At 57.3% G+C, this 24,989-nt stretch carries 23 protein-coding genes; 5 read left to right on the forward strand and 18 right to left on the reverse strand.

Annotated features, from left to right (window positions below; all coding sequences use genetic code 11):
* Positions 1 to 10: 10 nt before the first annotated feature.
* The 3 genes from glgX to asd form a co-directional block, all read right to left on the reverse strand.
* A complete protein-coding gene (gene glgX, locus HFD94_RS17100) occupies positions 11 to 1,993 on the reverse strand; it encodes a glycogen debranching protein GlgX (protein ID WP_064691032.1) in 1,983 nt (660 codons plus the stop codon).
* Entirely contained in the window at positions 1,990 to 4,173 is a 2,184-nt protein-coding gene (gene glgB, locus HFD94_RS17105) for a 1,4-alpha-glucan branching enzyme (RefSeq protein WP_010253252.1), read from the reverse strand. Before glgB ends, glgX begins: the two co-directional genes overlap by 4 nt.
* Before the next feature lie 360 nt (positions 4,174 to 4,533).
* A complete protein-coding gene (asd, locus tag HFD94_RS17110) occupies positions 4,534 to 5,643 on the reverse strand; it encodes an aspartate-semialdehyde dehydrogenase (RefSeq protein ID WP_010671542.1) in 1,110 nt (369 codons plus the stop codon).
* Positions 5,644 to 5,860: 217 nt separating this feature from the next.
* Here asd and HFD94_RS17115 point away from each other — a divergent pair, with 217 nt between their 5' ends.
* The 3 genes from HFD94_RS17115 (at position 5,861) to HFD94_RS17125 (ending at position 7,334) form a co-directional block, all read left to right on the forward strand.
* Positions 5,861 to 6,454, forward strand: a complete 594-nt coding sequence (locus HFD94_RS17115) for a YhgN family NAAT transporter (RefSeq protein WP_003853054.1) — start codon at positions 5,861 to 5,863, stop codon at positions 6,452 to 6,454.
* 107 nt (positions 6,455 to 6,561) lie between these two features.
* Positions 6,562 to 7,008, forward strand: a complete 447-nt coding sequence (locus HFD94_RS17120; protein ID WP_243234788.1) for a hypothetical protein — start codon at positions 6,562 to 6,564, stop codon at positions 7,006 to 7,008.
* Entirely contained in the window at positions 7,005 to 7,334 is a 330-nt protein-coding gene (locus tag HFD94_RS17125) for a DUF805 domain-containing protein (RefSeq protein WP_122889857.1), read from the forward strand. Before HFD94_RS17120 ends, HFD94_RS17125 begins: the two co-directional genes overlap by 4 nt.
* A 13-nt stretch (positions 7,335 to 7,347) precedes the next feature.
* Here HFD94_RS17125 and gntU read toward each other — a convergent pair whose 3' ends face one another.
* The 4 genes from gntU to HFD94_RS17145 all read right to left on the reverse strand — a co-directional run bounded on the left by gntU (position 7,348) and on the right by HFD94_RS17145 (position 11,161).
* A complete protein-coding gene (gene gntU, locus HFD94_RS17130; protein WP_122889856.1) occupies positions 7,348 to 8,688 on the reverse strand; it encodes a gluconate transporter in 1,341 nt (446 codons plus the stop codon).
* 2 nt (positions 8,689 to 8,690) lie between these two features.
* A complete protein-coding gene (gntK, locus tag HFD94_RS17135) occupies positions 8,691 to 9,227 on the reverse strand; it encodes a gluconokinase (protein ID WP_033759042.1) in 537 nt (178 codons plus the stop codon).
* A 140-nt stretch (positions 9,228 to 9,367) separates the two neighbouring features.
* Positions 9,368 to 10,363 carry a gluconate operon transcriptional repressor GntR gene (gntR, locus tag HFD94_RS17140; protein ID WP_010253274.1) on the reverse strand — a complete coding sequence of 332 codons (996 nt, stop codon included), beginning with the start codon at positions 10,361 to 10,363 and terminating at the stop codon, positions 9,368 to 9,370.
* A 102-nt stretch (positions 10,364 to 10,465) separates the two neighbouring features.
* Positions 10,466 to 11,161, reverse strand: a complete 696-nt coding sequence (locus HFD94_RS17145; RefSeq protein WP_010253276.1) for a pirin family protein — start codon at positions 11,159 to 11,161, stop codon at positions 10,466 to 10,468.
* A gap of 348 nt (positions 11,162 to 11,509) precedes the next feature.
* On the opposite strand from HFD94_RS17145, the gene HFD94_RS17150 reads away from it, so the two are divergent.
* Complete coding sequence (locus HFD94_RS17150) at positions 11,510 to 12,004, forward strand: GNAT family N-acetyltransferase (RefSeq protein WP_010253280.1); 495 nt, start codon at positions 11,510 to 11,512, stop codon at positions 12,002 to 12,004.
* Between the two features lie 251 nt (positions 12,005 to 12,255).
* On the opposite strand, the gene ggt is transcribed toward HFD94_RS17150, so the two are convergent.
* Complete coding sequence (gene ggt, locus HFD94_RS17155; protein WP_167433311.1) at positions 12,256 to 14,007, reverse strand: gamma-glutamyltransferase; 1,752 nt, start codon at positions 14,005 to 14,007, stop codon at positions 12,256 to 12,258.
* 206 nt (positions 14,008 to 14,213) lie between these two features.
* Between ggt and HFD94_RS17160 the strand changes: the two genes are divergently transcribed.
* A complete protein-coding gene (locus tag HFD94_RS17160; protein ID WP_010253283.1) occupies positions 14,214 to 14,507 on the forward strand; it encodes a DUF2756 domain-containing protein in 294 nt (97 codons plus the stop codon).
* On the opposite strand, the gene ugpQ is transcribed toward HFD94_RS17160, so the two are convergent.
* The 10 genes from ugpQ to HFD94_RS17210 all read right to left on the reverse strand — a co-directional run bounded on the left by ugpQ (position 14,504) and on the right by HFD94_RS17210 (position 24,871).
* The gene (gene ugpQ / locus HFD94_RS17165; protein WP_167433312.1) at positions 14,504 to 15,247 is read right to left on the reverse strand and encodes a glycerophosphodiester phosphodiesterase; all 744 of its coding nucleotides are present in this window, start codon (positions 15,245 to 15,247) and stop codon (positions 14,504 to 14,506) included. The genes HFD94_RS17160 and ugpQ overlap by 4 nt on opposite strands.
* Positions 15,244 to 16,317: a sn-glycerol-3-phosphate import ATP-binding protein UgpC gene (locus HFD94_RS17170; RefSeq protein ID WP_159227123.1), complete on the reverse strand. Its 1,074-nt coding sequence runs from the start codon at positions 16,315 to 16,317 to the stop codon at positions 15,244 to 15,246. Before HFD94_RS17170 ends, ugpQ begins: the two co-directional genes overlap by 4 nt.
* 1 nt (position 16,318) lies before the next feature.
* Complete coding sequence (gene ugpE / locus HFD94_RS17175; RefSeq protein ID WP_010671530.1) at positions 16,319 to 17,164, reverse strand: sn-glycerol-3-phosphate ABC transporter permease UgpE; 846 nt, start codon at positions 17,162 to 17,164, stop codon at positions 16,319 to 16,321.
* Positions 17,161 to 18,048 carry a sn-glycerol-3-phosphate ABC transporter permease UgpA gene (gene ugpA, locus HFD94_RS17180; RefSeq protein WP_010253295.1) on the reverse strand — a complete coding sequence of 296 codons (888 nt, stop codon included), beginning with the start codon at positions 18,046 to 18,048 and terminating at the stop codon, positions 17,161 to 17,163. The genes ugpE and ugpA overlap by 4 nt, the downstream gene beginning before the upstream one ends.
* 54 nt (positions 18,049 to 18,102) lie before the next feature.
* Positions 18,103 to 19,419 (reverse strand): sn-glycerol-3-phosphate ABC transporter substrate-binding protein UgpB, encoded by a 1,317-nt coding sequence (gene ugpB / locus HFD94_RS17185; protein WP_167430532.1) that lies wholly within the window; start codon positions 19,417 to 19,419, stop codon positions 18,103 to 18,105.
* Between the two features lie 531 nt (positions 19,420 to 19,950).
* Positions 19,951 to 20,664, reverse strand: coding sequence for a high-affinity branched-chain amino acid ABC transporter ATP-binding protein LivF (gene livF, locus HFD94_RS17190; protein ID WP_022624013.1), 714 nt, complete (start codon positions 20,662 to 20,664; stop codon positions 19,951 to 19,953).
* A gap of 1 nt (position 20,665) precedes the next feature.
* Positions 20,666 to 21,433, reverse strand: a complete 768-nt coding sequence (livG, locus tag HFD94_RS17195) for a high-affinity branched-chain amino acid ABC transporter ATP-binding protein LivG (RefSeq protein WP_010253302.1) — start codon at positions 21,431 to 21,433, stop codon at positions 20,666 to 20,668.
* Positions 21,430 to 22,701 carry a high-affinity branched-chain amino acid ABC transporter permease LivM gene (locus HFD94_RS17200; RefSeq protein ID WP_010253305.1) on the reverse strand — a complete coding sequence of 424 codons (1,272 nt, stop codon included), beginning with the start codon at positions 22,699 to 22,701 and terminating at the stop codon, positions 21,430 to 21,432. Before HFD94_RS17200 ends, livG begins: the two co-directional genes overlap by 4 nt.
* Positions 22,698 to 23,624: a high-affinity branched-chain amino acid ABC transporter permease LivH gene (livH, locus tag HFD94_RS17205; RefSeq protein ID WP_009087789.1), complete on the reverse strand. Its 927-nt coding sequence runs from the start codon at positions 23,622 to 23,624 to the stop codon at positions 22,698 to 22,700. Before livH ends, HFD94_RS17200 begins: the two co-directional genes overlap by 4 nt.
* 134 nt (positions 23,625 to 23,758) lie before the next feature.
* A complete protein-coding gene (locus tag HFD94_RS17210) occupies positions 23,759 to 24,871 on the reverse strand; it encodes a branched-chain amino acid ABC transporter substrate-binding protein (protein WP_010253311.1) in 1,113 nt (370 codons plus the stop codon).
* Between the last annotated feature and the right edge of the window lie 118 nt (positions 24,872 to 24,989).

The raw sequence follows: 24,989 nt of genomic DNA on the forward strand, positions 1-24,989 counted from the left end.
GTCTGACTCCTTATGATTGCTTTTGGAACACGCACACACCGTGTGCGGGACCATGCCAGACAGTTAGCAGGATGGGGTTGTCGTCCCCGGCGAAAGGAGGAAGGGCGCGCCATTCTCCGTCTGGTAACACGATGTCATTCACCGTATCCGTGGCGTTTATTGTTATTAACCAGCGGCCGGACAGCAGGATCTGCAATCTGTGCATCCCCTGTGCCCATTCATCGTGTTGCAGTGGCTGGCCACCGGCATTGAGCCACTGCACATTGCCGTCACCGTCATGCCACCAGCGATCTGCGGTCAGCGCCGGAATGCGCTGGCGCAGCTCGATCAGTGCAGCGGTGAATCCGACTAATCCCTTCTCATCCGCCTGCCAGTCAAGCCAGCTCAGGGCGTTGTCCTGACAGTAGGCGTTGTTATTGCCGCGCTGGGTGTGGCCGCGCTCATCGCCTGCCAGCAGCATCGGCGTGCCCTGTGACAGCAGCAGCGTCGTCAGCAGTGCCCGCACGCTGCGACGGCGACGTTCAATCACGTCGAAGCTGACGTTCAGCCCCTCTTTGCCGTGGTTGTGGCTGTAGTTATCGCCGTGACCATCACGGTTATCTTCCCCGTTCGCTTCGTTGTGTTTACGTTCGAAGCTCACCACATCCCACAGCGTAAAGCCGTCGTGGGCGGTGATCAGGTTAACCGTGGCGTGTGGCGACCGGTCATCATGCTGGTAGAGATCGCTGGAGGCGGCAAAGCGACGGACGAACTCGCCGTTGCTTATGTCGCCGTGCAGCCAGTAACGTCGCGCGGTGTCGCGAAACTGATCGTTCCATTCGGCAAACGGCGGCGGAAAACGACCAACCTGATAGCCGTCAGGGCCGATATCCCAGGGTTCAGCAATCAGCTTGACCTGAGAGAGCAGCGGACAGGCGCGTATCGCCGCAAAAAATGGCGCATCACGCTGGTAATCCGGTGTGCGGCCCAGCACCGGCGCGAGGTCAAAGCGGAAGCCGTCGACGTGGCAGACCCGCACCCAGTAGCGCAGCGCCTCTAAAGCCCACGTCATCACCTGCGGATGATGGATATTCAGCGTGTTGCCGCAGCCGGTCCAGTTCTGATAATCGCCCTGCTCATCGAGCCAGTAGTAGCTGGCGTTGTCGATGCCGCGCATGGAGATTGTCGGGCCAATCTCATCCAGTTCAGCGGTGTGGTTGAACACCACATCCAGCAGCACTTCGATACCCGCGGCGTGCAGGTTTTTGACCGCCTGCTGAAACTCCTGCAACGGCGTCACGTCCGGCTGACCGGAGGCGTAACGGGGATCCACCGCCCAGAGCGCAAAGGGGTTATAGCCCCAGTAGTTGCTGAGGCCGAGCTGCAGCAGTCGCGGCTCGCTGGCGAAGTGCGCCACCGGCAGCAGCTCAAGGGTGGTAATCCCCAGACTGCGCAGGTAATTCACCATAACAGGATGACCGAGCGCCGCGTAAGTCCCGCGCAGCGTTTCCGGAATTTCCGGATGCTGCTGCGTCAGGCCGCGCACGTGGGCTTCGTAAATCACCGTGTTACCCCAGGGAATACCCGGTGCGACGTCGTCCTGCCAGTCAAAATCCTCCGCGACGACCCGTGACTTCGGCGCAATCGCCGCGTTGTCATGCGGATCGGGCTGCGCCTCGCCGCCATGAAACAGCGGGTCATCCGGTACATCGCCCTCAACCGCGCGGGCGCAGGGGTCAACCAGCAGCTTCGCCGGATTAAAACGGTGTCCCTGCTGCGGTGCCCAGGGACCATGCACCCGGTAGCCGTAGCGCTGTCCCGGTTTTAACGCCGGAACATAACCATGCCAGATATCCCCGCTGCGGCCAGGCAGGTCAAGACGCTGTTCTGCGCCCTGCTCATCAAACAGGCAGAGCTCTACGCGCCCGGCATGCTGTGAGAACAGGGTGAAGTTAACGCCTTTGCCATCGTAACTGGCACCCAGCGGTTCGGGATCTCCGGCAGTGATGGTCATTCAGCCTCCCGCACCAGCCATACCGTTGCCAGCGGCGGCAGATTGAGACTCAGCGACTGCGGTCGCCCGTGGCTCTCCTGCTCATCGGTATGCACACGATGGTTGCGCACGTCGCTGCCGTGATACTCATGCTGATCGGTGTTCAGCACTTCACGCCAGTAGCCAGGCTGGTTAACGCCAAAGCGATAGCCCGGACGCGGCACCGGCGTAAAGTTACTGACGACGATCACTTCGTTGCCTTCACGGTCACGACGGACAAAGGCGAAGACGGAGTGTTCCGCATCGTTTACCACCAGCCACTCAAAGCCTGCCGGATCGAAGTCGAGCTGATGCAGCGGCGTGTAGTACTGATAGGTGTGGTTGAGATCGCGCACCAGACGGTGAACGCCGTGGTGCCAGTTGTCGTCCCCTTCCAGCAGATGCCAGTCGAGGCTGACATCGTGGTTCCACTCGCGACCCTGGGCAAATTCGTTGCCCATAAACAGCAGTTTCTTGCCGGGGAAGCCCCACATCCAGCCGTAGTAAGCACGCAGGTTGGCGAACTTCTGCCATGCATCGCCCGGCATACGATCGAGAATCGAGCGCTTACCGTGCACCACTTCGTCATGCGACAGCGGCAGCACAAAGTTTTCGGTGTAGTTGTACATCATGCCGAAGCTCATCAGATCGTGATGGTGCTTACGGTAGATGGGATCGACCTTCATGTAGTCGAGTGTGTCGTGCATCCAGCCCAGATTCCATTTGAACCAGAAACCCAGCCCGCCGTCTTCGGTGGGACGCGTCACGCCAGGATAGTCTGTCGACTCTTCGGCCATGGTCACCGAACCGGATGCCACGGTGCCGAGCGTACGGTTGGTGTGACGCAGAAACTCAATCGCTTCCAGGTTCTCACGGCCGCCATACTGATTCGGCACCCATTCCCCTTCGCTGCGGCTGTAGTCGCGGTAGATCATCGACGCCACCGCATCCACACGCAGGCCATCAATGCCAAAGCGCTCCGTCCAGTAGAGCGCGTTGCCCGACAGGTAGTTGCTCACTTCCCGGCGACCAAAGTTGTAGATCAGGGTATTCCAGTCCTGGTGAAAGCCTTCACGTGGGTCACTGTGCTCATAGAGCTCGGTGCCGTCGTATCTTGCCAGACCGAAATCGTCACTGGGGAAGTGGCCCGGCACCCAGTCGAGCAGCACGTTGAGGCCCGCTTCATGGGCGGCGTCAATGAAGGCGCGGAACTCGTCACGGGTACCAAAACGTCGGGTCGGCGCATACATGCCCAGCGGCTGATAGCCCCAGCTGCCATCAAACGGATGTTCGTTGATCGGCAGCAGTTCGATATGGGTAAAGCCCATCTCTTTGACGTAGGGCACCAGCTGTTCAGCCAGCTCTTTGTAGCTCAGCCAGAAGTTGTTGTCGGTGTGACGACGCCAGGAGCCCAGATGCACTTCATAGATGGAGATCGGCGCGTCAAAGGCGTTGGCCGCCTTGCGCTCCGCTTTCATCTCAACAGGCTCTGGCAGACCACAGATCATCGACGCAGTTTGCGGACGCATCTGCGCCTCAAAGGCGTACGGGTCCGCTTTGATGCGCAGTTCGCCATTGGCGTCGATGATTTCATACTTGTAGAGCTGGCCGTTGACCGCGCCCGGTACAAACAGCTCCCAGATGCCCAGTTCCTGACGCAGACGCATCGGATGACGGCGGCCATCCCAGAAGTTGAAATCGCCAACCACTGACACGCGACGGGCGTTGGGTGCCCAGACGCAGAAGCGGGTGCCGAAGACGCCATCGATGACGTCGCCGTGCGCGCCCAGCGTCTCATAAGGGCGCAGGTGCGTCCCTTCTGCCAGCAGCCACAGATCCATCTCCTGCAGCAGCGGGCCAAAGCGATAGGCATCGTCTACCAGGTTTTGCTGGCCGTGCCAGTTCACCGCCAGCTGATAGCGGAACGGGTTTTTGCGGCGTGGAATAACGCCACTGAAGAAGCCACGTGCATCTTCACACACCAGCTGAGCCAGTTTGCGCCCGGTGGAGGTTTCAATGACCCACACTTCAAGCGCTTCGGGGAGCAATGCCCTGACTTCAAGGCCTTGCTGAGTTCGGTGCATCCCTAGTAACGAAAAAGGGTCGGCATAATTACCCGCAAACAGGGCATTGATCGCATCGCGATCGGGAAGCTCTGACATGACTTTCTTCCTGTGATAATTGGCAGCCGAAATGAACGCGACACAGCCTGTCGCGGTTCACCTGCGCTGCTCTTCATTGAGCCATACGTACAACGACAAAGAAGTCAGGCCATTCCGTGGGAAAAGTGTTTTTGCCGTGTACCACAACCATTTAATCCGGAAAGCACAAGAGTTACCTGTGGCACATCATGGTTAAATCATAGCTTGGTCACGGCACTTGCCATGGACTAAAGCAAAATAATCTTTACCGACCGGCAAAAAAGGGAAGTTGATCACTGAGTAAGCGAAACGGCAGATTGTTTCGTGTACGACAAAAACAAAAAAGGCCGGATAAATCCGGCCTTTGGCGATGTTTTCTGTTTAGCTGGTTAACAACCGCAGCATGCGACGTAGCGGTTCGGCTGCGCCCCATAACAGCTGGTCGCCCACCGTGAAGGCGGAGAGATATTCCGGCCCCATATTCAGTTTACGCAACCGGCCAACCGGCGTGGTCAGCGTACCGGTGACAGCGGCAGGCGTCAGTTCACGCATCGTCAGTTCGCGGTCATTCGGCACCACTTTGACCCACTCATTGTGAGAGGCCAGCAGCTGCTCAATTTCAGCCAGCGGCAGGTCGCGTTTCAGCTTCAGCGTAAAGGCCTGGCTGTGGCAGCGCAGTGCCCCGACGCGCACGCACAATCCATCAACGGGGATGACATTACGGGTGGCGAGGATCTTGTTGGTCTCAGCCTGGCCTTTCCACTCTTCGCGGCTCTGACCGTTTTCCAGCTGTTTGTCGATCCACGGAATCAGGCTGCCCGCCAGCGGCACGCCGAAGTTATCGGTCGGCAGGGTGCCGGAACGGGTGAAGTCGGTCACGCTACGCTCGATGTCGAGGATGGCGGAGGCCGGGTTCTGCAGCGCAGGCGCAACGTGATCGTGCAGCATGCCCATCTGGGTCAGCAGTTCACGCATGTGGCGCGCACCGCCGCCAGAAGCCGCCTGATAGGTGGCAACCGAAGCCCACTCCACCAGGTCCTGAGCAAACAGGCCGCCCAGCGACATCAGCATCAGGCTGACGGTACAGTTACCGCCGACAAAGGTTTTGATCCCACTGTCGATACCCTGGCGAATCACCGCATGGTTGACCGGATCGAGGATGATGATGGCATCATCTTTCATGCGCAGCGTGGAGGCCGCATCAATCCAGTATCCCTGCCAGCCGCTGGCGCGCAGCTTTGGATAGACGTCACTGGTGTAGTCGCCACCCTGGCAGGTAATAATGATATCCAGCGCCCGCAGCGCCTCAATATCAAACGCATCCTGCAGTGTGCCCTGCTGTTTGCCCGCAAATGCGGGTGCCGCCTGACCATGCTGCGACGTCGAGAAGAAGACCGGATTGATTGCATCAAAATCACGCTCTTCACTCATGCGGGACATCAGCACAGAGCCGACCATACCGCGCCAACCAACAAAACCTACATTCTTCATGTCGTGTCCGTCTAAGGCAGTTACACCTGCTTTTCATTTCAGAGGAGAGAGCGGCGTGCTATTTTCACGCCGCTCTGCGTAATAATAAGATTTACCTGTGTCCCTTCACTCTACAAAATGCAGGCCGGGTAGCAAGTGAATTAATTCGATTACGCTAACTTTTTCAGCAGCGTAACTAATAACTCCGCTTTTTCGTGAACAACATGGCGTAAAACCGATGACTGAAATGATTTCAGCGACAATATTATTGTTGTTAATTATGGATCCGCTGGGCAATCTGCCGATTTTTATGTCGGTTTTAAAGCATCTGGAGCCGAAACGGCGGCGAGTGGTGCTGATCCGTGAAATGTTGATTGCTCTGATCATCATGCTGCTGTTCCTGTTTACCGGTGAACGCATCCTGGCATTTTTGAATCTGCGTACTGAAACGGTGTCGATTTCCGGCGGGATCATCCTGTTTCTTATCGCCATTAAGATGATTTTCCCGTCGGCGGAAAGCAGCAGTTCTGGTTTACCGGCGGGTGAAGAGCCCTTCCTGGTGCCACTGGCGATCCCACTGGTAGCCGGGCCATCGCTGCTGGCGACGCTGATGCTGCTGTCGCATCAATATCCGCATCAGATGTCGCACCTGGTCGGCGCGCTGCTGATCGCCTGGGGCGTGACGGTGGGTATTCTGCTGATGTCAGGTCTGTTCCTGCGGCTGCTGGGCGATAAAGGCGTGAATGCGCTGGAGCGGCTGATGGGATTAATACTGATTATGCTGGCAACTCAGATGTTCCTGGACGGCATTCGGGCTTATCTGAAGTTATAACCGCACCTTTGCCCTTTTGCCCTTTTGCCCTTTTGCCCTTTTGCCCTGGCAGGCTGGCAGGCAACCGCATTAATCCGGCCTGTTTATCACAAAGTTACGGCATTGAAATGAACAATATTATTTATACAATGAGGTTGTTATTGCCCTTTTTTTTCGGTGCGCTCTATCTGATAACAGGTTACTTCTCCCTTCAGGAAGTGCTGCAGTATGCCAACGGCGGCCATTCAGGAGTGATCACCGATATGCGCAGTTATCTGGTTGCCCCGCTACTCTGCGCGTTGCTCTGGCTGCTGGTTTATCTGGTAGCCTGGTGGGGGTTCAGAAAAATTGCCTTTCTGTCCGCGGCTAAAGAAACAGCCTTTCAGGCACTATTCTTTCTGGCAAATATACTCTGTTTGGCTGGACTGACCGTATTATCCGTCTCGGGCCGAAAAGCGGCATTGAATGACGTGCAGCTGATCCATGTGGACGTCACTGATTTTGCCTGGGTTTACTTACTTGCCGCCGCCATTACGCTGGTTGTTTTTGCTCTGATAAGAAGAAAATGGGCATGAACAGGCTGCTGCAGATTATCAAAAGCTGTCTGCTGAGCACGTTTAACTATGAGGGGCGTGAAGGAAGGACGAGCTATTTTATTTTCCTGCTGTTTCAACTGGCCTGGTTCTGCAGTTATCTGCAATGGTTTACCGGGCCACAGCATGAAATAGGCTTAGTCGCGCTGCTGCTGTTTATTTTGCCTGTTTTTTCCTGCGGGGTGAGGAGAATAAATGACTCTGGCTATTCACGCGGCGTCATTGTTCTTTTGGTAGTGGCGCCTTATCTGCTGTTCCCTTTTTTACTCTTCCCCCGCTCGCGGGAAAAAAACCTGACGGGCCGATAGCCCGCCGGGTTGGTCAGGAAAGCAGTTCGAAAGCAATCATACCTACGACAGCCCCGGTAGTGCCGAGAATGGTTTCCATCAGCGTCCAGGTCTTCAGCGTTTCCGCTTCGCTGGCCCCGGTGAAGCGACCAAACAGCCAGAACCCGGCATCGTTCACATGGCTGATAATGATTGAGCCACCGCCGATGCAGATCGACAGCGCCGCCAGCTGAGCGCCGCTGTAGTGCAGCGGTTCAATCACCGGCATGATTAAGCCCACCGTGGTCAGACAGGCGACCGTCGCCGATCCCTGAATCACCCGCACCGCACCTGACAGGATAAAGCAGGCCAGCGCAATCGGCAGTCCTGCGCCGGTCAGCGCATTGCCCAGCACCGGACCCACGCCGGAGTCCACCAGCACCTGCTTAAACACGCCGCCCGCGCCAATCACCAGCAGGATAATACCGGCCGGTTGCAGCGCGCTGCCGCACACCTGCATTACCCGCTCTTTATCCATACCCTGACGGTAAGCCAGGCCATAAATCGCCACCAGCAGCGCCAGCAGGATTGCGGTGAAAGGATGGCCGATAAATTCCAGCCACTCATACAGGGTGGTGCCTTTGGTCGTGAAGCGTGCGCCGATGGTTTTCAGGCCAACCAGCACCAGAGGAAACAGAATCAGTGAGAGGCTGAAGCCAAACGACGGCAGCTTGCTCTCATCGACATCCGGTTGATGATCTTCCGGCGGCGCGCTGAACGAGACGTGGTTGCCAATGAAGTTGCCAAACAGTGGCCCGGCAATCAGCATGCCCGGGATCGCCGCACAAAGACCCAGCAGGATCATCCAGCCAAAGTCTGCGTGCATCTGCGAGGCCAGCAGCATCGGGGCCGGTCCGGGCAGCAGGAACGCCGCCGCCGCGGCCACACCAGCAAACAGCGGGATCACCAGCTTCACCAGATTGCCGCCGGTACGCCGTGCCACTGCAAAAGCGATACTGATCAACAGCACGACTGCCACCTCAAAAAAGAGCGGCAGCGCGCAGATCAGACCGGCAATGCCCATCGCATAATGGGCGCGGCTCTGACCAAAGGTTTTCAGCATCCGGATGGCGATTTGATCAACTGCGCCGGTTTCATGCAGGATTTTGCCGAACATCGCGCCCAGCGCGACCACAATCGCGAGGAAGCCGAGCGTGCCGCCCATCCCCTTCTGCATGGTTTCAGCGATTTGATTCAGTGGCATGCCGGAGAACAGCCCGGCACCGATGGACACTAACATCAATGCGACGAAGGCGTGCATACGGGCCTTCATCACCAGGAAAAGCAGCAGCAGGACGGAGCCTGCTGCGGTCAAAACGAGTGTTGCGGTATTCATCTCTAACCCTGGCTGATAGCGTCCTGGATAGTCGCAACCGTAGCCGCCACCACATCGTCCAGTGAATGCGCGATATCCACCACCAGTACATCCGGCTCGTCCCGCCCTGGCTCTTCCAGCGTCGCAAACTGCGTCACCAGCATCTGCGGCTTGAAGAAGTGGCCTTTACGCGCTTTCAGGCGGGCTTCGATGGTGTCGAAGTCGCCCTTCAGGTAGACGAAACGCAGGTTGTCATTTCCCTGACGCAGGATGTCGCGATAACTTTTCTTCAGTGCTGAACAGACAATCACGGAAATCGCCTGGGTGCGCTGCATGGCAAACGCGGCGTCGTTCAGTGCCTGTAACCACGGCTGGCGATCGTTGTCATCCAGCGGATGACCATCGGCCATCTTCAGGATGTTGGCGCGGGGGTGGAGAAAATCACCGTCAAGAAAGGCTGTATTCAGCTGGTGAGAGACCTGATTGGCGACGGCAGACTTTCCGCTGCCTGAAACGCCCATCAGGATAAAAACGTGATGCGACGGGGATTGCGTTGTCATTTTTCTGCTCCGGCAGGTGAGAATTTGCCAATGTTACCGATAACAATGTCGTTTCTCATTCTCCTGGCCGCTTAACAGCCTGGCAACCTTTTTACCAGGAAATGCATGAAAGTGTGAGCTGACTCATAAAAACGCCACAATCAGATGCTGCCACCTTCACTGATCTCAAAACCGACATCCAGCGGCTGGCAGGTGCTGGTTTCTCCGGCAATGCGCGCCAGCAGCAGCGCCGCGGCTTCGCGTCCCATGCGGTCGCGTGGCGTCAGCACTGTCGCCAGTTGTGGCGTGACAACCTGACTGATGTCATGGCCGTGGAAACCGGCTATCGCCATTTGAGAGGGCACCTGCAATCCCTGGCGCTGGCACTCAAACATCGCGCCGACCGCCAGGTCGTCATTGGTACAGAACAGGCTATCTGTTTCAGGATAGAGACGTTGCGCCTCACGCAGCAGATCACAACCGGCGCTGAATGAAGAGGCATCTTCCATCATCACACTGCGTGGCGTCAGCCCCGCTTCGCGCATCGCGATTTCGTAACCGCGCTGCTTCTGCAGCGTACGTTCATCCAGGCGTGCGCCGAGGTAGACGGTATGACGATGACCTTTACTGAGGATTGCCTGCGTCATCTGCCGGGCCGCTTCAACGTTATCAAAGCCTACCGCCATATCCAGGCAGGGCGTGACGCTGTCCATCACCTCAATCACCGGGATACCGGCCACTTCCAGCATGCGCAGCGTGCCTGGTGTATGAGTGCGTTCGGTGAGGATAACCCCATCAATGTTCCAGCCCAGCAGCGAGCGCAGTTGCAGCTCCTCTTTTTGCGGGTTGTAACCAAAGTGGGCGACCAGCGTCTGATAGTTGGCTTCGTCGGTGACGGCTTCGATGCCGCGCAATACGTCAGCAAAAACCTGGTTTGTGAGTGACGGCAGCAGTACGCCAATGGCGCGGCTGGTGGCGTTAGAAAGCATATCGGGGGCGCGATTGGGGATATAACCCAGCTCATCCAGTGCCACCGCAATCTTATCCCGCAGGGCAACGGAGACCTGCTCTGGATTACGCAGGTAACGGCTGACGGTCATTTTAGTAATGCCGACGCGATCGGCAACGTCCTGTAATACCGGTCTTTTCTTCTTCATCGTAGCGCCTGGGATCGCCCTTAAAGCTAAAGTACGATGAGTCTATCACTTTTCTGTCACAAAATTGCCAACCGGGCGCGACGATGCGCGCCCGTTATCTGCTTAGACCGGTGGCAGATCAAACAGCAGGACTTCTGCAGCCGAGCTGGCTTCAATGGTCAGCGCGCTTTCGTCCCAGATCGCCAGGGCGTCGCTGGTGGTGATCGCGTTGCCGTTAACGGTAACATCACCTTTCACCACCTGAATCCAGATACGACGTCCCGCATCAATCGCGACGTTGTCCTGTTCGCCGGCAGTCATTACCCAGCGCGATAAGGTCATGTCCTGAAAGACTTTCAGCGATCCTTCACGGGCATCCGGGCTTAACACCAGCTGACGTCCCTGCACATCCGGGAAGCGGCGCTGATCGTAACGTGGCTCAATACCGGTACGCTCAGGAATAATCCAGATCTGATAAAGGTGCAGCGGCTCGCTTTCGCTGGCGTTGTACTCTGAGTGACGTACGCCGGTGCCGGCGCTCATGATCTGGAACTCCCCTGCCGGGATCTGCTCTTTGTTGCCCATGCTGTCCTGATGCTCAACCGTACCAGAGAGCACGTAGGTCAGGATTTCCATATCTTTGTGGGGATGGGTACCAAATCCCTGACCGCCATCAATCACATCTTCATTGATGACCCGCAGCGCGGAGAAACCCATAAAGTTCGCATCGTGATAACTGGCGAAAGAGAAAGTGTGCCAGCTATCCAGCCAGCCATGGTTTGCGTGACCGCGTTCTTCAGCTTTGCGTACATAAATCATGTTCAAATCTCCTCAATGTTTTTTATAGTCTGTCCCTGAGGCGGTCTGATTGATAGCTGAAAAACTTCACGCCTCTGTTCAAAATAGTTGAATGAGCATTGAGCAGTGGCTGAAAAGCACTGAAGAAGGGCAGGCAAAAAAAAAGCCAGCGGATAAGCTGGCTAAATAATACTGGAAGCAATGTGAGCAATGTCGTGCTTTCTCAGGCTGTCGGGCGACCTCCCGAGAACGCATGGCAATAATAATCATTATCATTCGCGTCTGTAAAGTCATTTTCACTTTTTTTACCCTGATTAACGCGGTGAATACCTTGATTTTTAAAGGGTTTAATGGGCTAAAGGAGAAACCATGAGTGAAATAGTTGTCCGCCACGTCACGCCTGAAGATGCTGCTGCGCTTCACAGGATCTACGGTCAGCCAGATACCCAGGCCAGCACACTCCATTTGCCCCACTCATCACTCCAGATGTGGCATAGCCGTCTCGCGACGCCTCAGCCCCATGCGCATCTGCTGGTGGCCTGTATCGATGATGTCGTCGTCGGTCAGTGTGCGCTGCATGTGGAAGAGCGCGCCAGACGCCGTCATGTGGCCTCACTGGGTATGGGCGTGGATGAACGCTATCGTCAGCGTGGCGTCGGAACCGCACTCATGCGTGAAATGGTCGCGTTGTGCGACAACTGGCTACAGGTGAGCCGAATGGAACTGACCGTGTTCGTCGATAATGGCCCGGCTATCGCCCTTTATCAGCGTTTCGGTTTTGAGATTGAGGGAACGGCTAAAGGCTTCGCAATGCGGCACGGTGAACTGATCGACGCGCATTATATGGCTCGGGTTAAAGCCTGACGTGTGGAAGCAGAAAGAGCAGCGAAGGCGCCCTTTCTGCTGATAAACCCTGACAAGGTTCGCTGTCAGTTAGCGCCTGCGCAGGAAACAGGGTCAGATCGGAAAGACGCAAAAGCCGTCATCCATGACATGCTCGGCCCGCGCCGTCCTGGCGCGGGACGCTTTCCTATTCTGACCCAGTTCCCTGCGCGTTAAGCTTATTTATTGCTGTCAGATTCACCCGGGTTTGAGTTTGTCAGCAGTTTTAAATCTCAATAACCCGCACTCAAATCATCAATGCTGCGCGGATCGGAAGCGCCATAGAGCATGCCATCCGGTCCGATCATGATGCTCTGCGTACTGCCCATCGACGGAAGTACCTTCAAATGCTGACCTTTGGTTTCCAGCAGACGCAGCGTATCGGGGCTGAAGCCCTTCTCCACCCGCAGCTGATCCGGCAGCCACTGATGATGGAAGCGCGGCGCATTAGTGGCTTCCGCCACGTTCATCCCGAAATCGATGCTGTTAACCACCATCTGCAACACCGTGGTGATAATGCGGCTGCCGCCAGGACTGCCGGTCACCAGCCATGTTTTGCCCTCTTTGGCGACGATGGTCGGCGACATCGATGACAACGGACGTTTCGCCGGTTGCACCGCATTCGCTTCCCCGCCGACCAGTCCATAGACATTGGGCGTGCCGGGCTTGGCTGAGAAGTCATCCATCTCGTTATTCATCAGGATGCCGCTGTTGCCCGCCACAATTCCGCTGCCGAAATAGGTGTTAAGCGTGTAAGTCACCGCGACCGCATTCCCCTGCTTATCCACCACCGAGAAATGGGTAGTCTGATTGCTTTCATAAGGGTCGAGCTTGCCCGGTTTGATCTCGCTCGAGGGCCGCGCCTTCGCCACATCGATCTGCTGCGCCAGGGTTTTGGCATAGGCTTTACTGGTCAGCGCCTGCCACGGCACCTTCACGAAATCGGGATCGCCGAGATATTCCGAGCGGTCCGCGTAGGCATATTTCTCCGCTTCCGCCATCACCTGCATGGCATCAGCACTGCCAAAGCCCATCTTCGCCAGATCGAAGTTCTCCAGGATATTCAGAATCTGCACGATGTGGATGCCACCGGATGACGGCGGCGGCATTGAGAAGACTTCATAGCCACGGTATGTCCCGCTAATTGGCTTACGCTCGACCGCACGATAGGCCGCCAGGTCAGCTTTGTTGATCAGCCCGCCATGCTGCGCCATCTCTCCGGCGATCTCATCCGCGATTTCACCTTTGTAAAAGGCATCCGGCCCCTGACGGGCAATCAGTTGCAGGCTGTGAGCCAGGTTTTTCTGCACCAGCCTATCGCCCTTCTGCCACGGCGTACCGTCCGGTTTGTAGAAGATCGCTTTGCTGTTGGGATGGGTGATCAGCACTTCTTTGCCGTAGGTTTTCAGATCGTCCGCCAGCGCGTCGTTGACCGGAATACCGTCACGCGCCAGTTTGATCGCCGGGACCAGCAGCGTGCTCAGCGGCAGAGTGCCATATTTCTGCGCAGCCAGCGCCAGTCCGGCCACGGTGCCCGGCGTGCCGGAGGCGAGATGTGATGTCAGCGAGAGCTTGCTGTCGGCGTTGCCCTGCTTATCCAGGAACATGTCACGCGACGCGTGTCCCGGTGCCATTTCACGGAAATCGATAGCCGTGGCGCGGCCAGAGGCAGTGCGCAGCAGCATAAAACCACCGCCGCCGAGATTGCCCGCCTGCGGATGGGTCACGGCCAGCGCAAAGCCTACCGCCACCGCGGCATCCACCGCATTACCGCCCTGACGCAGGATCTCGACGCCAACCTGCGTCGCCATCGCATCCACTGACGCTACCATGCCGTGCTGCGCTTTTACCGGGTGAAAAGTGTCACTGTCCACACCGTAGGAGACCGGAGGAGCCTGCGTTGGCGCGGCGTTAGCGCCTGCCACGACGGTGAAACTCATCACCAGCGACCAGCTAAGCTGACGCACTGTTTGCTGCATTTTCATCCTGCCACCATCCCATATTGTTATTTACATTTTTTTATCATTTCTGCAAGTGCCTACAAATACAGCAAAATAACCGGGGTTAAGTCAAATCAGGAATAGATCGGAAAGTAAGGTCTGTGATATCGGGTAAACTTATGGCTACGACCCTGATATCGGTGTAAGCCGTTGTGCACCAGAAACCCTGTCGCTTTAAGGAAGGAGGAGTGATGAAAAAGTGGATGATTATTCTGGCCGCTCTGCTGCCTTTCGCCAGTCAGGCGAACACGCTGAACAGCACAAACGATCCGAATAAACCTGGCTATAACCCCAGCCAGCAGCGGATGCAGTCGCAGATGCAGACCCAGCAGCAACAGCAACAGCTGAAGCTGCGCCAGGATCAGCAGCGTCAGACGCAGGACACGCAGCGTAAAATGCAGGAGCAGCGGAACAGCGCCCAGCAGCGGGTGATTACCACGCAGCCGGGCCAGCAGAATCAGAATCAGAATCTAAACCAGAACTAATGAAAATCGGGGCCGATGATGTCGATGGCATCAGTAAAGATGGCATCGACGCCCCATTTCAGCAATTCCCGCGCCCGATCCGGGCTGTTCACGGTATAAACCAGAATCTTCAGGCCTGCGGCTTTCAGTTCGGTGACCCGCTCAGCGGTCAGCACCTTATGATTAAGGTGAATTGAGACGCACGCCAGCGCAGCTGTTTTCTCCTGCCACTGCGGGTCCCAGCTGTGCGACAGCAGGCCACGCGGCAACTGCGGCTCTGCCTTCATCGCGGCTTCCAGCGCCTCAAAAGAGAACGAAGAGAGCAACGGTGCGACCTGATCCTGCCACAGTATCGCGGCAGCCTGTGCCACGGCGCGTCCGGTTTCAGCATCGCTGCCGGTGGTCGGTTTGATTTCGATGTTCGCCATCATCTGATGCTGACGGCAGCGTGCCGCCACCTGATCCAGCCGCGCTAGCTTTTCACCGGTAAACGCGTTGCCAAACCAGCTGCCCGCATCAAGCTGCGACAGCTTCTCCCACGGCAGCTGACCCGCCACGCCCCAGCCGTTGCTGGTGCGATCGAGCGTGTCGTCATGCAGCAGGAAGATCTGCGCATCGGCCGATAATTTGGCATCAAATTCAATCATCTGATGACCATATTTCGCGCCGGTGTCGATCGCCGCCAGCGTATTTTCCGGTGCCAGTTTACCGCCGCCGCGATGGGCGACGATGCGGGGATAGGGCCAGTGTTGTGTGCTCATTCCAGACGCTTTCCATGGGTTGAATCGAAGAAGTGTAACGCATCTGACGGCAGATGCAGCCACAGCGTACTGCCGGGCTGCGGACGTTCACTGTGGGCTAAGCGTACCACCAGTGGCGTGTCACCGATGCGGCCATGTGCCAGATTATCAGCCCCCAGCATCTCCAGCGTATCGACCCGCAGCGGCACGCCGCCCTGCTCGCGGCTACTGAGCCGGATGTGCTCTGGCCGGATACCCAGCACCACCGGCCGGTTAGCCCATTTCGCTTTACTGTCGCTGAGCGGCAGAGCGTGCGAGGCGTCGAGGTCAAAGCGTGATCCATCGCTGCTGAACTGTCCTTTCAGTAAATTCATGGCGGGCGCGCCAATAAACGAGGCAACGAACTGGCTGGCGGGACGCTCATACACCTCGACCGGCGTGCCGAGCTGCTCGACCACCCCTTTGTTCATCACCATCACCCGCTGCGCCAGCGTCATCGCCTCCACCTGATCGTGGGTGACATAGAGGCTGGTGGTCTGTAAGCGGCGATGCAGCTGCTGCAGTTCCAGCCGCATCTGCACCCGCAGACGGGCATCAAGGTTGGAGAGCGGCTCATCAAACAGAAAAACTGCCGGTTCACGCACGATCGCGCGGCCCATCGCCACGCGCTGCCGCTGTCCGCCGGAGAGTTCGCGAGGCCGACGCATCAGCAGGTGATCCAGTTCCAGACTGCGCGCCGCGTCGAGCACCCGCTGGCGGACCTGCTCTTTGCCCATGCCACGGATTTTCAGCCCATAGGCCATGTTCTCCTCCACCGACATATGGGGATAGAGCGCGTAGTTCTGGAACACCATTGCAATCCCGCGATCTTTTGGCTCTTCCTGAGTAACGCGCCGGCCGTCGATATAGATATCGCCGGAGCTGACGCGCTCCAGTCCGGCCACCATGCGCAGCAGGGTCGATTTACCGCAGCCGGATGGACCGACCATCACCATAAATTCGCCGTCATTGATGGTGACATTCAGCGGCTGGATGATCTGATTTTTGCCATCGTAGGATTTGGTTACTGCCTGAAGGGTTACGCCTGCCATCTTATTTCTCACTCTCAACCAGACCGCGCACAAAGGCACGCTGCATGACTAACACCACCACCAGCGGTGGGATCAGGGTTAATAACATTGCCGCCATCACTTCATTCCACTGGGTCGGCGATCCGCTGGAGGAGATCATGCTTTTAATCCCCGCCACCGCCGTGCCGAGGCTGGCGTCATTGATGATCAGCAGCGGCCAGAGGTACTGGTTCCAGCCGTAGATAAAGGTGATCACAAACAGCGCCGCCAGATTGGTTTTCGACAGCGGCAGAACAATGTCGATAAAGAAGCGCATCGCGCTGGCACCGTCGATACGCGCCGCCTCCACCAGCTCATCCGGCAGCGACATAAAGAACTGGCGGAACAGGAAGGTGGCGGTGGCCGAGGCCATCAGCGGCAGGGTTAATCCGCTGTAGCTGTCGAGCAGGTTGAGATCGGCAATCACCTGCACCGTCGGGAAGATACGCACCTCAACCGGCAGCATCAGGGTGATGAAGATCAGCCAGAAAAAGAGCGTGCGCAGCGGAAAGCGAAACCAGACCAGCGCAAACGCCGACAGCATCGACACCGTGATTTTGCCGAAGGTGATGCCCAGCGCCATGATCATGCTGTTGAGCAGCATCAGGCCAAACGCCGGCCCGTTGCCGTTGACGCCATGCGTCCAGATGCGCGAGATGTTCTCCCACAGGTGCGTGCCGGGCACCAGCGTCATCGGCACCTGATAGACCGCTTCGTTATCCAGCGTCGCCGCCACAAAGGCAACATAGAGCGGAAACAGGATGGTGAGCACGCCCAGCACCAGCACGATGTGGCTGAAGAGATCCAGCCCGCGTCGATTCTCAATCATTGGTATTGCACCTTACGTTCAACAAAGCGGAACTGGAGCACCGTCAGCCCGATGACCAGCAGCATCAGCACCACCGACTGCGCAGCGGACGAGGAGAGATCCAGACCGGTAAAGCCTTCGCGATAGATTTTGTAGATCAGCGTGGTGGTCGCCTGCACCGGCCCGCCGCCGGTGGCGGCATCGATCACCGGGAAGGTATCGAAGAAGGCGTAGATCAGATTCACCACCAGCAGGAAGAAGCTGACTGGCGTAATCAGCGGCAGCGAGAGGTTGAAGAAGCGACGCACCGGTCCGGCACCGTCAATGGCGGCGGCTTCCACCAGCGATTTGGGGATCGATTGCAGCGCAGCGAAGAAGAACAGGAAGTTGTAGCTCATCTGCTGCCAGATTGATGCCAGCACAATCAGGAACATCGCCTGACCGCTGTTTTGCGCGTAGTTCCAGTTGTAGCCGATGTGGTTCAGCAGATAGCTGAACAGGCCCAGGCCCGGATTAAACAGGAACATCCACAGTACCGCGGCCACGACAGGCGCAACGGCGTAGGGCAGCAGCAACAGCGTCTGATAGAGACGGCGCAGCCGCACCACATAATCCACCAGCGCCGCCAGCAGCAGCGAAAAGACCATGCCGAACACCGTGACCATGCCGCTGAATTTTATGGTGGTCCAGAACGAATCCAGATAGTAAGGATCGGCAAACAGGCGTCTGAAGTTTTCCAGCCCGACAAAGCTGCTGGAGATGCCAAAGGGATCGAGGCTTTGCAGCGAGTACCACAGCGCTTCACCGGCAGGCCAGAGAAAGAAGATGGCGGTAATCAGCAGTTGCGGCAGCACCAGAAGATAGGGCAACAGACTGGTGCGAAAGACCGGACGAGATGAAGACATGGTGCACCTGGCGTCAGAGAGAGGGGCCAGCCTGAGCTGGCCCGCAAGGAGAGATTACTTCACCTGCTGCTGGAAGCGGCGCAGCAACTCGTTACCGCGTTTCACTGCGTTATCCATCGCGTTCTGCGGCGACTGCTTGCCGGTCCAGACGCTTTCCAGCTCTTCGTCGATCACGGTACGAATCTGCGGCATGTTGCCCAGACGCATGCCTTTGGTAAACGGCAGTGGCGGCTTGTTCATCATCTGACGGGTAGCGATATCCGCACCCGGATTCTTATCGTAGAAGCCCTGCTGTTTAGTCAGCTCGTAGGCGGCGGTGGTAATCGGCAGATAGCCGGTTTTCTGGTGCCATTCCGCGGCGATTTCCGGTTTAGCGAGGAACTGCATAAACTCAGCCACGCCTTTGTAGGTTGTCGCATCTTTGCCTTTCATCACCCACAGGCTGGCACCGCCGATCAGGGCGTTCTGCGGCGCATTCGGTACGGTCTCGTCATACGGCATCATGCCAACGCCGAAGTTGAATTTGGCGTAATGACGGATATCAGCCAGCGAACCGGATGATGCGGTGGTGATGCCACAGTCGCCGTTGTAGAACTTGGCGGTGGACTCATCTTTGCGGCCAAAGTAGGTGAAGTCCCCTTTCTTGTTCATCGCTTCCAGCAGCTCGATATGACGAACCTGTACCGGCTTGTTGAACTCCAGCACGGCGTCGAGTCCGTCAAACCCGTTGTTTTTGGTCGCTACCGGCAGAGCGTGCCAGGCGCTGAAGTTTTCAATCTGGATCCAGCCCTGCCAGCCGCTGGCGTAGCCACAGCTCATGCCCGATTTGCGCAGTGCGGCGGCATCCGTCGCGAGCTCCTGCCAGGTTTTCGGTGGCTGATCCGGGTTCAGACCCGCTTTTTTAAAGGCATCTTTGTTGTAGTAGAGCACTGGCGTCGAGCTGTTGAACGGCTGAGAGATCAGCTGACCTTTACTGTCGCTGTAGTAGCCCGCCACCGTTGGCACGAACTGCTTTTCATCAAAGGGGATACCGGCGTCTTTGAAGACCTGATGCACCGGCACAATCGCCTGTGAGGCCATCATGGTCGCCGTACCGACTTCATAAACCTGCAGCACCGCAGGGGCTTTGCCGCTGCGCACTGCCGCAATCCCTGCCGCCAGGCTCTGCTCGTAGTTACCTTTGTAGGTCGGAACAATTTTGTAATCGGGATGCGTCTGGTTAAAACGCTGTGCCAGCGAATCCACTTCTTTGCCTAGCTCGCCTTCCATAGAGTGCCAGAAAGGGATCTCAGTGGCGGCCATGGCATGGCTGCTGAGCGTCAGACCGAGCAGCACGCTCATCAGGCTACGACGAAAGGTAACGACGGACATAGAATTTTCCTGTGCAGGTAAATACGCGTGAAATCACGGATTTCTGTTTCGCGAAGTAACATGACACGGGGAAATGAAGGATTAATAACAGAAAGATGACAGCCGGGTGACAGACCGGTATGCGCAAAAGAGGAGGCTGGCAGCGCAGCGGTAACGCGTCACTGCTGCCAGGTTTTGGTTACATAATTTGCAGAGCGGCTGGGCAGTAAAAAAGCCCGCAGCGGGTTTTCACTTCACCAAACTTAAAGACTGATGGCGATACACCCCTCACCAATTTCAAAAGGCCGTTGGCGGCAACACCCACACCGATGCTCAAGGCCGTCGGCGGCGCAGGCAGGTTGCGGGCGGACAGCGCGCAGCCACCGGAGCGTACACGTAGTACGTGAGGATGGCGAGCACTGCCCAACCACAACCTGACCAGTAAGCCAGGCCTGTGTACCAAAGCGCGCAGCCACCGGAGCGTACACATATACGTGAGGATGGCGAGCACTGCCCAACCACAACCTGACCAGTAAGCCAGGCCTCTGAATGTTAAGCTCCGAGGTACGCGCTGCGGACGGCTTCGTTGGAAAGAAGTGCTGCACCTGTGTCTTCGAGCACCACATGCCCGTTCTCCAGCACATAGCCCCTATCCGCCAGCTTCAGCGCCTGATTCGCATTCTGCTCCACCAGGAAAATCGTCATCCCCTCGCTGCGCAGCTGCTCAATGGTGTCGAAGATCTGCTGAATAATGATCGGTGCCAGTCCCAGAGACGGCTCATCCAGCAACAGCAGGCGCGGCTGGCTCATCAGCGCACGACCAATCGCCAGCATCTGCTGTTCACCGCCCGACATCGTCCCGGCGCGCTGGATTTTACGCTCCTCCAGACGCGGGAAGAGTTCATAAACGCGCTTGATCCGCGTCAGATAGTCCGGACGGCTGGCAAAAAAGCCCCCCATCGCCAGGTTCTCTTCCACCGTCATGCGCGAAAAGACCCGCCGGCCTTCCGGCACGATGGCGATCGCTTCACGCATAATGCGTGAGGTTTGCCAGTCGGTAATGGTTTTGCCATCAAAGGTAATGGTGCCCTGCGTCGCGCGCGGCTCGCCGCACAGCGTACCCAGCAGCGTGGTTTTCCCGGCACCGTTAGCGCCAATCAGGGTGACGATTTCGCCCTGATTGATATAGAGGCTGACGTTGTGCAGCGCCTGAATTTTGCCGTAGTGGGCGCTGACGTTCTCAATGGTTAACATCGCATTTGCCATCTCAGGCCTCTCCTAAATAGGCACGAATGACATCCGGGTTATTACGAATCTCTTCCGGCGTTCCGTTAGCCAGCGGCGTTCCCTGATTGACCACATAAATACGGTCAGAAATCCCCATCACCAGCTTCATATCATGTTCAATCAGCAGCACCGACACCTTGTGTTCGCCACGCAGCTCCGCAATCAGCGCGTCCAGTTCGTGCGTCTCTTTGGGATTAAGGCCCGCTGCCGGTTCATCCAGCATCAGGATTTCCGGGCGCGTCACCATACAGCGCGCAATCTCCAGCCGACGCTGCTGACCATAGGCCAGATTGCCCGCCTGACGGTTAGCCAGATCCAGCAGCCCCACCCGCTCCAGCCAGGTCGCCGCACGATCCAGCGCCTCGCTCTCACTGCGGCGAAACGCCGGCGTTTTCAGCAGACCGGAAAATACGCCGCTTTTCAGATGCTGATGCTGCGCCACCAGCAGGTTCTCAATGACCGTCATCTCACGGAACAGACGCACGTGCTGGAACGTCCGCACGATGCCCATCCGCGCAATCTTCTGGCCCGGCAACCCTTCAAGATGCTGCTCACGCAATGTGATCGTCCCGCCGGTTGGCTTGTAAAAGCCGGTCAGGCAGTTGAAGACGGTGGTTTTACCGGCACCGTTGGGGCCAATCAGCGAAACGATCTCCTGCGGACGCAGCTCCAGCGCCACATTGTTCACGGCTAACAGCCCGCCGAAGCGCATCATCAGGCCTTCAACGGCTAATAAAGGCTGAATCATGCCTGCTCTCCTTGTTTACCGGTTCTGAGCTTCAGATGCGGACGCTTCATCGGCAACAGGCCCTGCGGACGCCAGATCATCATCAGCACCATCAGGCCACCCAGCACCAGCATGCTGTACTCATTGAGATCGCGCATCAGCTCGCGTGACACCACCAGAAGGATGGCGGCCAGAATCACCGCAAACTGCGACCCCATCCCGCCCAGGACGACAATCGCCAGCACAAAGGCGGATTCGACAAAGGTAAAGGATTCCGGGCTGACAAAGCCCTGACGCGCCGCGAACAGGCTGCCGGCAAAACCGGCAAACGCGGCACTGATGGTAAAGGCGGTCAGCTTGATGCGGGTCGGGCTGAGGCCCAGTGAACGGCAGGCAATCTCATCCTCACGCAGGGCTTCCCAGGCTCGGCCCAGCGGCATCCGCAGCAGCCGGTTGATCACAAACAACGTCAGCACCACCAGCAGCAGCGCCACCAGGTAGAGGAAGATAATGCGGTCGCTGGGATCGTACTTCAGCCCAAAGAAGTTATGGAAGGTATCCCAGCCGCCTTCCCGCGGCGTACGGCCAAACTCCAGACCAAACAGCGTCGGTTTCGGGATCTGGCTGATGCCGTTCGGCCCGCCGGTCAGGGCGGTATTGTTCAGCAGCAGAATACGCACGATCTCACCGAAGCCCAGCGTCACTATCGCCAGATAGTCGCCGCGCAGTCGCAGCACCGGGAAGCCCAGCAGCAGACCAAACAGCGCGGCAACTATGCCGGAGAGCGGCAGGCACTGCCAGAAGCCGAGACCGTAATAGTGGTTCAGCAGCGCAAAGGTGTAGGCACCGATGGCGTAAAAGCCGCCATAACCCAGCACCAGCAGGCCAGAGAGGCCGACCACCACGTTTAAGCCCAGACCGAGCATCACGTAGATCAGCGTCATGGTGGCGATATCCACGGTGCCGCGTGACACCAGGAATGGCCAGGCAACGGCGGCGATAATCAGCACCGCCATCACCAGCTTCTGCTTCGGCGTCGAGCCATCCAGACCCGGTAACACCAGCGCCGGACCCGAGATTTTCTTCAGGCCGCTTTGCCATACCGGACGCAGCAGCTGAAACAGAAACACCACCGCACAGCCTGTGGCGATCCAGTTCCAGCGCACGCTGCCGGCGTTCTGCACTACCAGATTAGTGCCGTCCAGATTCAGGCGCAGCCCCATAAAGAAGGTGGCGAGTACCAGCAGCATCACCGAGGAGATCAGGGCATTGATAAAGGAAGTCTTCATACTTTTTCGACCTCCGGGCGGCCCAGAATCCCGGTCGGCATCACCAGCAGCACCACAATCAGCAGGGCAAACGAGACCACATCTTTATATTCCGTACTGAGATAGGCCGAGGTCAGCGCCTCGGCGATGCCCAGCACCAGGCCGCCAATCATCGCGCCCGGAATACTGCCAATCCCGCCCAGCACGGCGGCGGTGAACGCCTTCATGCCTGCCATAAAGCCGATGAAGGGGTTGATTGAACCGTAGAACTGTCCCAGCAATACGCCCGCCACCGCGGCCATCGCGGCACCGATGACAAATGTCAGCGAGATCACGCGGTCAGTGTTTATCCCCAGCAGGCTGGCCATTTTCAGGTCTTCTGCGCAGGCGCGGCAGGCGCGGCCCATCCGCGAATAGCGGATAAAGGTGGTCAGCGCCAGCATCGCCAGGAACGTCACCACCCAGATCACTATCTGCATGGTGGAGATGGTAGCGGCAAAACCGTTGCTCTCGCCTACCGTCCACTGTCCGGTAATCAGACTCGGCAGCGCCAGGTCACGTGAACCCTGCGTCAGGCTGACGTAGTTTTGCAGGAATATCGACATCCCGATGGCGGAGATCAGCGCAATCAGGCGCTTGGACGAGCGCACAGGCCGGTAGGCGACGCGCTCAATGCTCCAGCCGTAGGCGCTGGAGATAATTACCGCCATCACAAAGCCGGCCGCAATCATCAGCCAGGTGGTGTCGATGCCCATCATCATCAGGGCGGCAATCACGATAAAGGAGACATAGCTACCGATCATGTAGACCTCGCCGTGGGCGAAGTTGATCATGCCGATAATGCCGTAAACCATGGTGTAACCGATGGCGATCAGCGCGTAGGTGCTGCCCAGGGTCACACCGTTAAACATCTGCTGAATAAAATAGAGAAACTGCTCGGACATACCTTGACCCTTACTTAACCGATCATGGGCGATCGGGGTACAAAAAACGCCTGGCAGACCAGCACCAGGCGTTCGTGTCGCTGGTCAGGGGAAACCGGTTAACCGGCCTCCCGTTCACCACAAAACAGCCTGGTTTACTTCACAGCAGTCGAGGTGCCATCGGCATGCCATTTAAAGACGCCGAATTCAAAGCCCTTAAGGTCACCCTTCTCATCCCAGTTCAGGTTGCCCATCACGGTTGGCACCGCGGCACCTTCCTTGAGGTTTTTCACGATAGCGTCCGGCTCAGCGCTCTTGCTGCGCTCCATGCCGGTTGCCAGCGACTGCAGTGCGGCATAGGTGGTCCAGACGAACGGTCCGGTCGGATCCAGTTTCTTCGCTTTCAGCGCTTCCACGATCGGTTTGTTGGTTTCAACCTGATCGTAACGTTTTGGCAGGGTCACCAGCATGCCTTCAGAAGCGGCACCGGCGATGTTCGACAGCGAGGCGTTACCCACGCCTTCCGGTCCCATAAACTGGGTTTTCAGGCCCGCAGCACGTGCCTGACGCACGATCTGGCCCATTTCCGGGTAGTAACCGCCGAAATAGACGAAATCGACGTTCTCTTTCTTGAAGCGCGCGACCAGCGTAGAGAAATCTTTATCGCCAGCGGTGATACCTTCAAACATCACGATATTGGCGCCCTGCTTTTTCAGGCTCTCCTGTACGGAGCGCGCCAGGCCTTCGCCATACTGCTGTTTGTCATGCACTACGGCGATGCGCTGCGGTTTAAGCTCGCTCATCACATATTTCGCGGCGGTCGGCCCCTGATCGGAGTCGAGACCGGTGGTGCGCATAATCAGTTTATAGCCGCGGGAAGTCAGGTCAGGGGCGGTCGCCGCCGGGGTAATCATCAGCACGCCTTCATCTTCATAGATGTCAGAAGCGGGCTGGGTGGATGAAGAGCAGAGATGGCCGATCACGTAGCGGATGCCGTCGTTAATCACCTTGTTCGCTACCGCAACCGCCTGTTTCGGGTCACAGGCGTCGTCATATTTCACCGCAACCAGTTTGTTGCCGTTAACACCGCCTTTGGCGTTGATATCTTCAATCGCCTGAGTCGCACCGGCGAACTGCATGTCGCCGTACTGCGCCACCGGGCCAGACATTGCGCCGACAATCGCCACTTTGATATCTTCAGCCAGCGCCGCATGGCTCATCGCCAGTGCTACACATCCCGCCAGTAATGCGCGACCTTTCATTTTCATCCTGACTACCCCATTTGTTTTGTCGTGTATGTTGTGAGTGTTTGTGCTGTCAGATAAAGTCGAAAACTGATTAAGCATGAATGAGTTAGCGTACTTTTCTGACATTTTTTATTAATAA

The sequence above is a fragment of the Pantoea sp. EKM20T genome (assembly GCF_011800485.1).
GTDB lineage: Bacteria > Pseudomonadota > Gammaproteobacteria > Enterobacterales > Enterobacteriaceae > Pantoea > Pantoea agglomerans.

Bases quoted from the DNA above. Each gene is read 5' to 3' on its own strand.
- glgX (WP_064691032.1), bottom strand. From the start codon at position 1,993: ATGACCATCACTGCCGGAGATCCCGAACCGCTGGGTGCCAGTTACGAT.
- glgB (WP_010253252.1), bottom strand. From the start codon at position 4,173: ATGTCAGAGCTTCCCGATCGCGATGCGATCAATGCCCTGTTTGCGGGT.
- asd (WP_010671542.1), bottom strand. From the start codon at position 5,643: ATGAAGAATGTAGGTTTTGTTGGTTGGCGCGGTATGGTCGGCTCTGTG.
- HFD94_RS17115 (WP_003853054.1), top strand. From the start codon at position 5,861: ATGACTGAAATGATTTCAGCGACAATATTATTGTTGTTAATTATGGAT.
- HFD94_RS17120 (WP_243234788.1), top strand. From the start codon at position 6,562: ATGAACAATATTATTTATACAATGAGGTTGTTATTGCCCTTTTTTTTC.
- HFD94_RS17125 (WP_122889857.1), top strand. From the start codon at position 7,005: ATGAACAGGCTGCTGCAGATTATCAAAAGCTGTCTGCTGAGCACGTTT.
- gntU (WP_122889856.1), bottom strand. From the start codon at position 8,688: ATGAATACCGCAACACTCGTTTTGACCGCAGCAGGCTCCGTCCTGCTG.
- gntK (WP_033759042.1), bottom strand. From the start codon at position 9,227: ATGACAACGCAATCCCCGTCGCATCACGTTTTTATCCTGATGGGCGTT.
- gntR (WP_010253274.1), bottom strand. From the start codon at position 10,363: ATGAAGAAGAAAAGACCGGTATTACAGGACGTTGCCGATCGCGTCGGC.
- HFD94_RS17145 (WP_010253276.1), bottom strand. From the start codon at position 11,161: ATGATTTATGTACGCAAAGCTGAAGAACGCGGTCACGCAAACCATGGC.
- HFD94_RS17150 (WP_010253280.1), top strand. From the start codon at position 11,510: ATGAGTGAAATAGTTGTCCGCCACGTCACGCCTGAAGATGCTGCTGCG.
- ggt (WP_167433311.1), bottom strand. From the start codon at position 14,007: ATGAAAATGCAGCAAACAGTGCGTCAGCTTAGCTGGTCGCTGGTGATG.
- HFD94_RS17160 (WP_010253283.1), top strand. From the start codon at position 14,214: ATGAAAAAGTGGATGATTATTCTGGCCGCTCTGCTGCCTTTCGCCAGT.
- ugpQ (WP_167433312.1), bottom strand. From the start codon at position 15,247: ATGAGCACACAACACTGGCCCTATCCCCGCATCGTCGCCCATCGCGGC.
- HFD94_RS17170 (WP_159227123.1), bottom strand. From the start codon at position 16,317: ATGGCAGGCGTAACCCTTCAGGCAGTAACCAAATCCTACGATGGCAAA.
- ugpE (WP_010671530.1), bottom strand. From the start codon at position 17,164: ATGATTGAGAATCGACGCGGGCTGGATCTCTTCAGCCACATCGTGCTG.
- ugpA (WP_010253295.1), bottom strand. From the start codon at position 18,048: ATGTCTTCATCTCGTCCGGTCTTTCGCACCAGTCTGTTGCCCTATCTT.
- ugpB (WP_167430532.1), bottom strand. From the start codon at position 19,419: ATGTCCGTCGTTACCTTTCGTCGTAGCCTGATGAGCGTGCTGCTCGGT.
- livF (WP_022624013.1), bottom strand. From the start codon at position 20,664: ATGGCAAATGCGATGTTAACCATTGAGAACGTCAGCGCCCACTACGGC.
- livG (WP_010253302.1), bottom strand. From the start codon at position 21,433: ATGATTCAGCCTTTATTAGCCGTTGAAGGCCTGATGATGCGCTTCGGC.
- HFD94_RS17200 (WP_010253305.1), bottom strand. From the start codon at position 22,701: ATGAAGACTTCCTTTATCAATGCCCTGATCTCCTCGGTGATGCTGCTG.
- livH (WP_009087789.1), bottom strand. From the start codon at position 23,624: ATGTCCGAGCAGTTTCTCTATTTTATTCAGCAGATGTTTAACGGTGTG.
- HFD94_RS17210 (WP_010253311.1), bottom strand. From the start codon at position 24,871: ATGAAAATGAAAGGTCGCGCATTACTGGCGGGATGTGTAGCACTGGCG.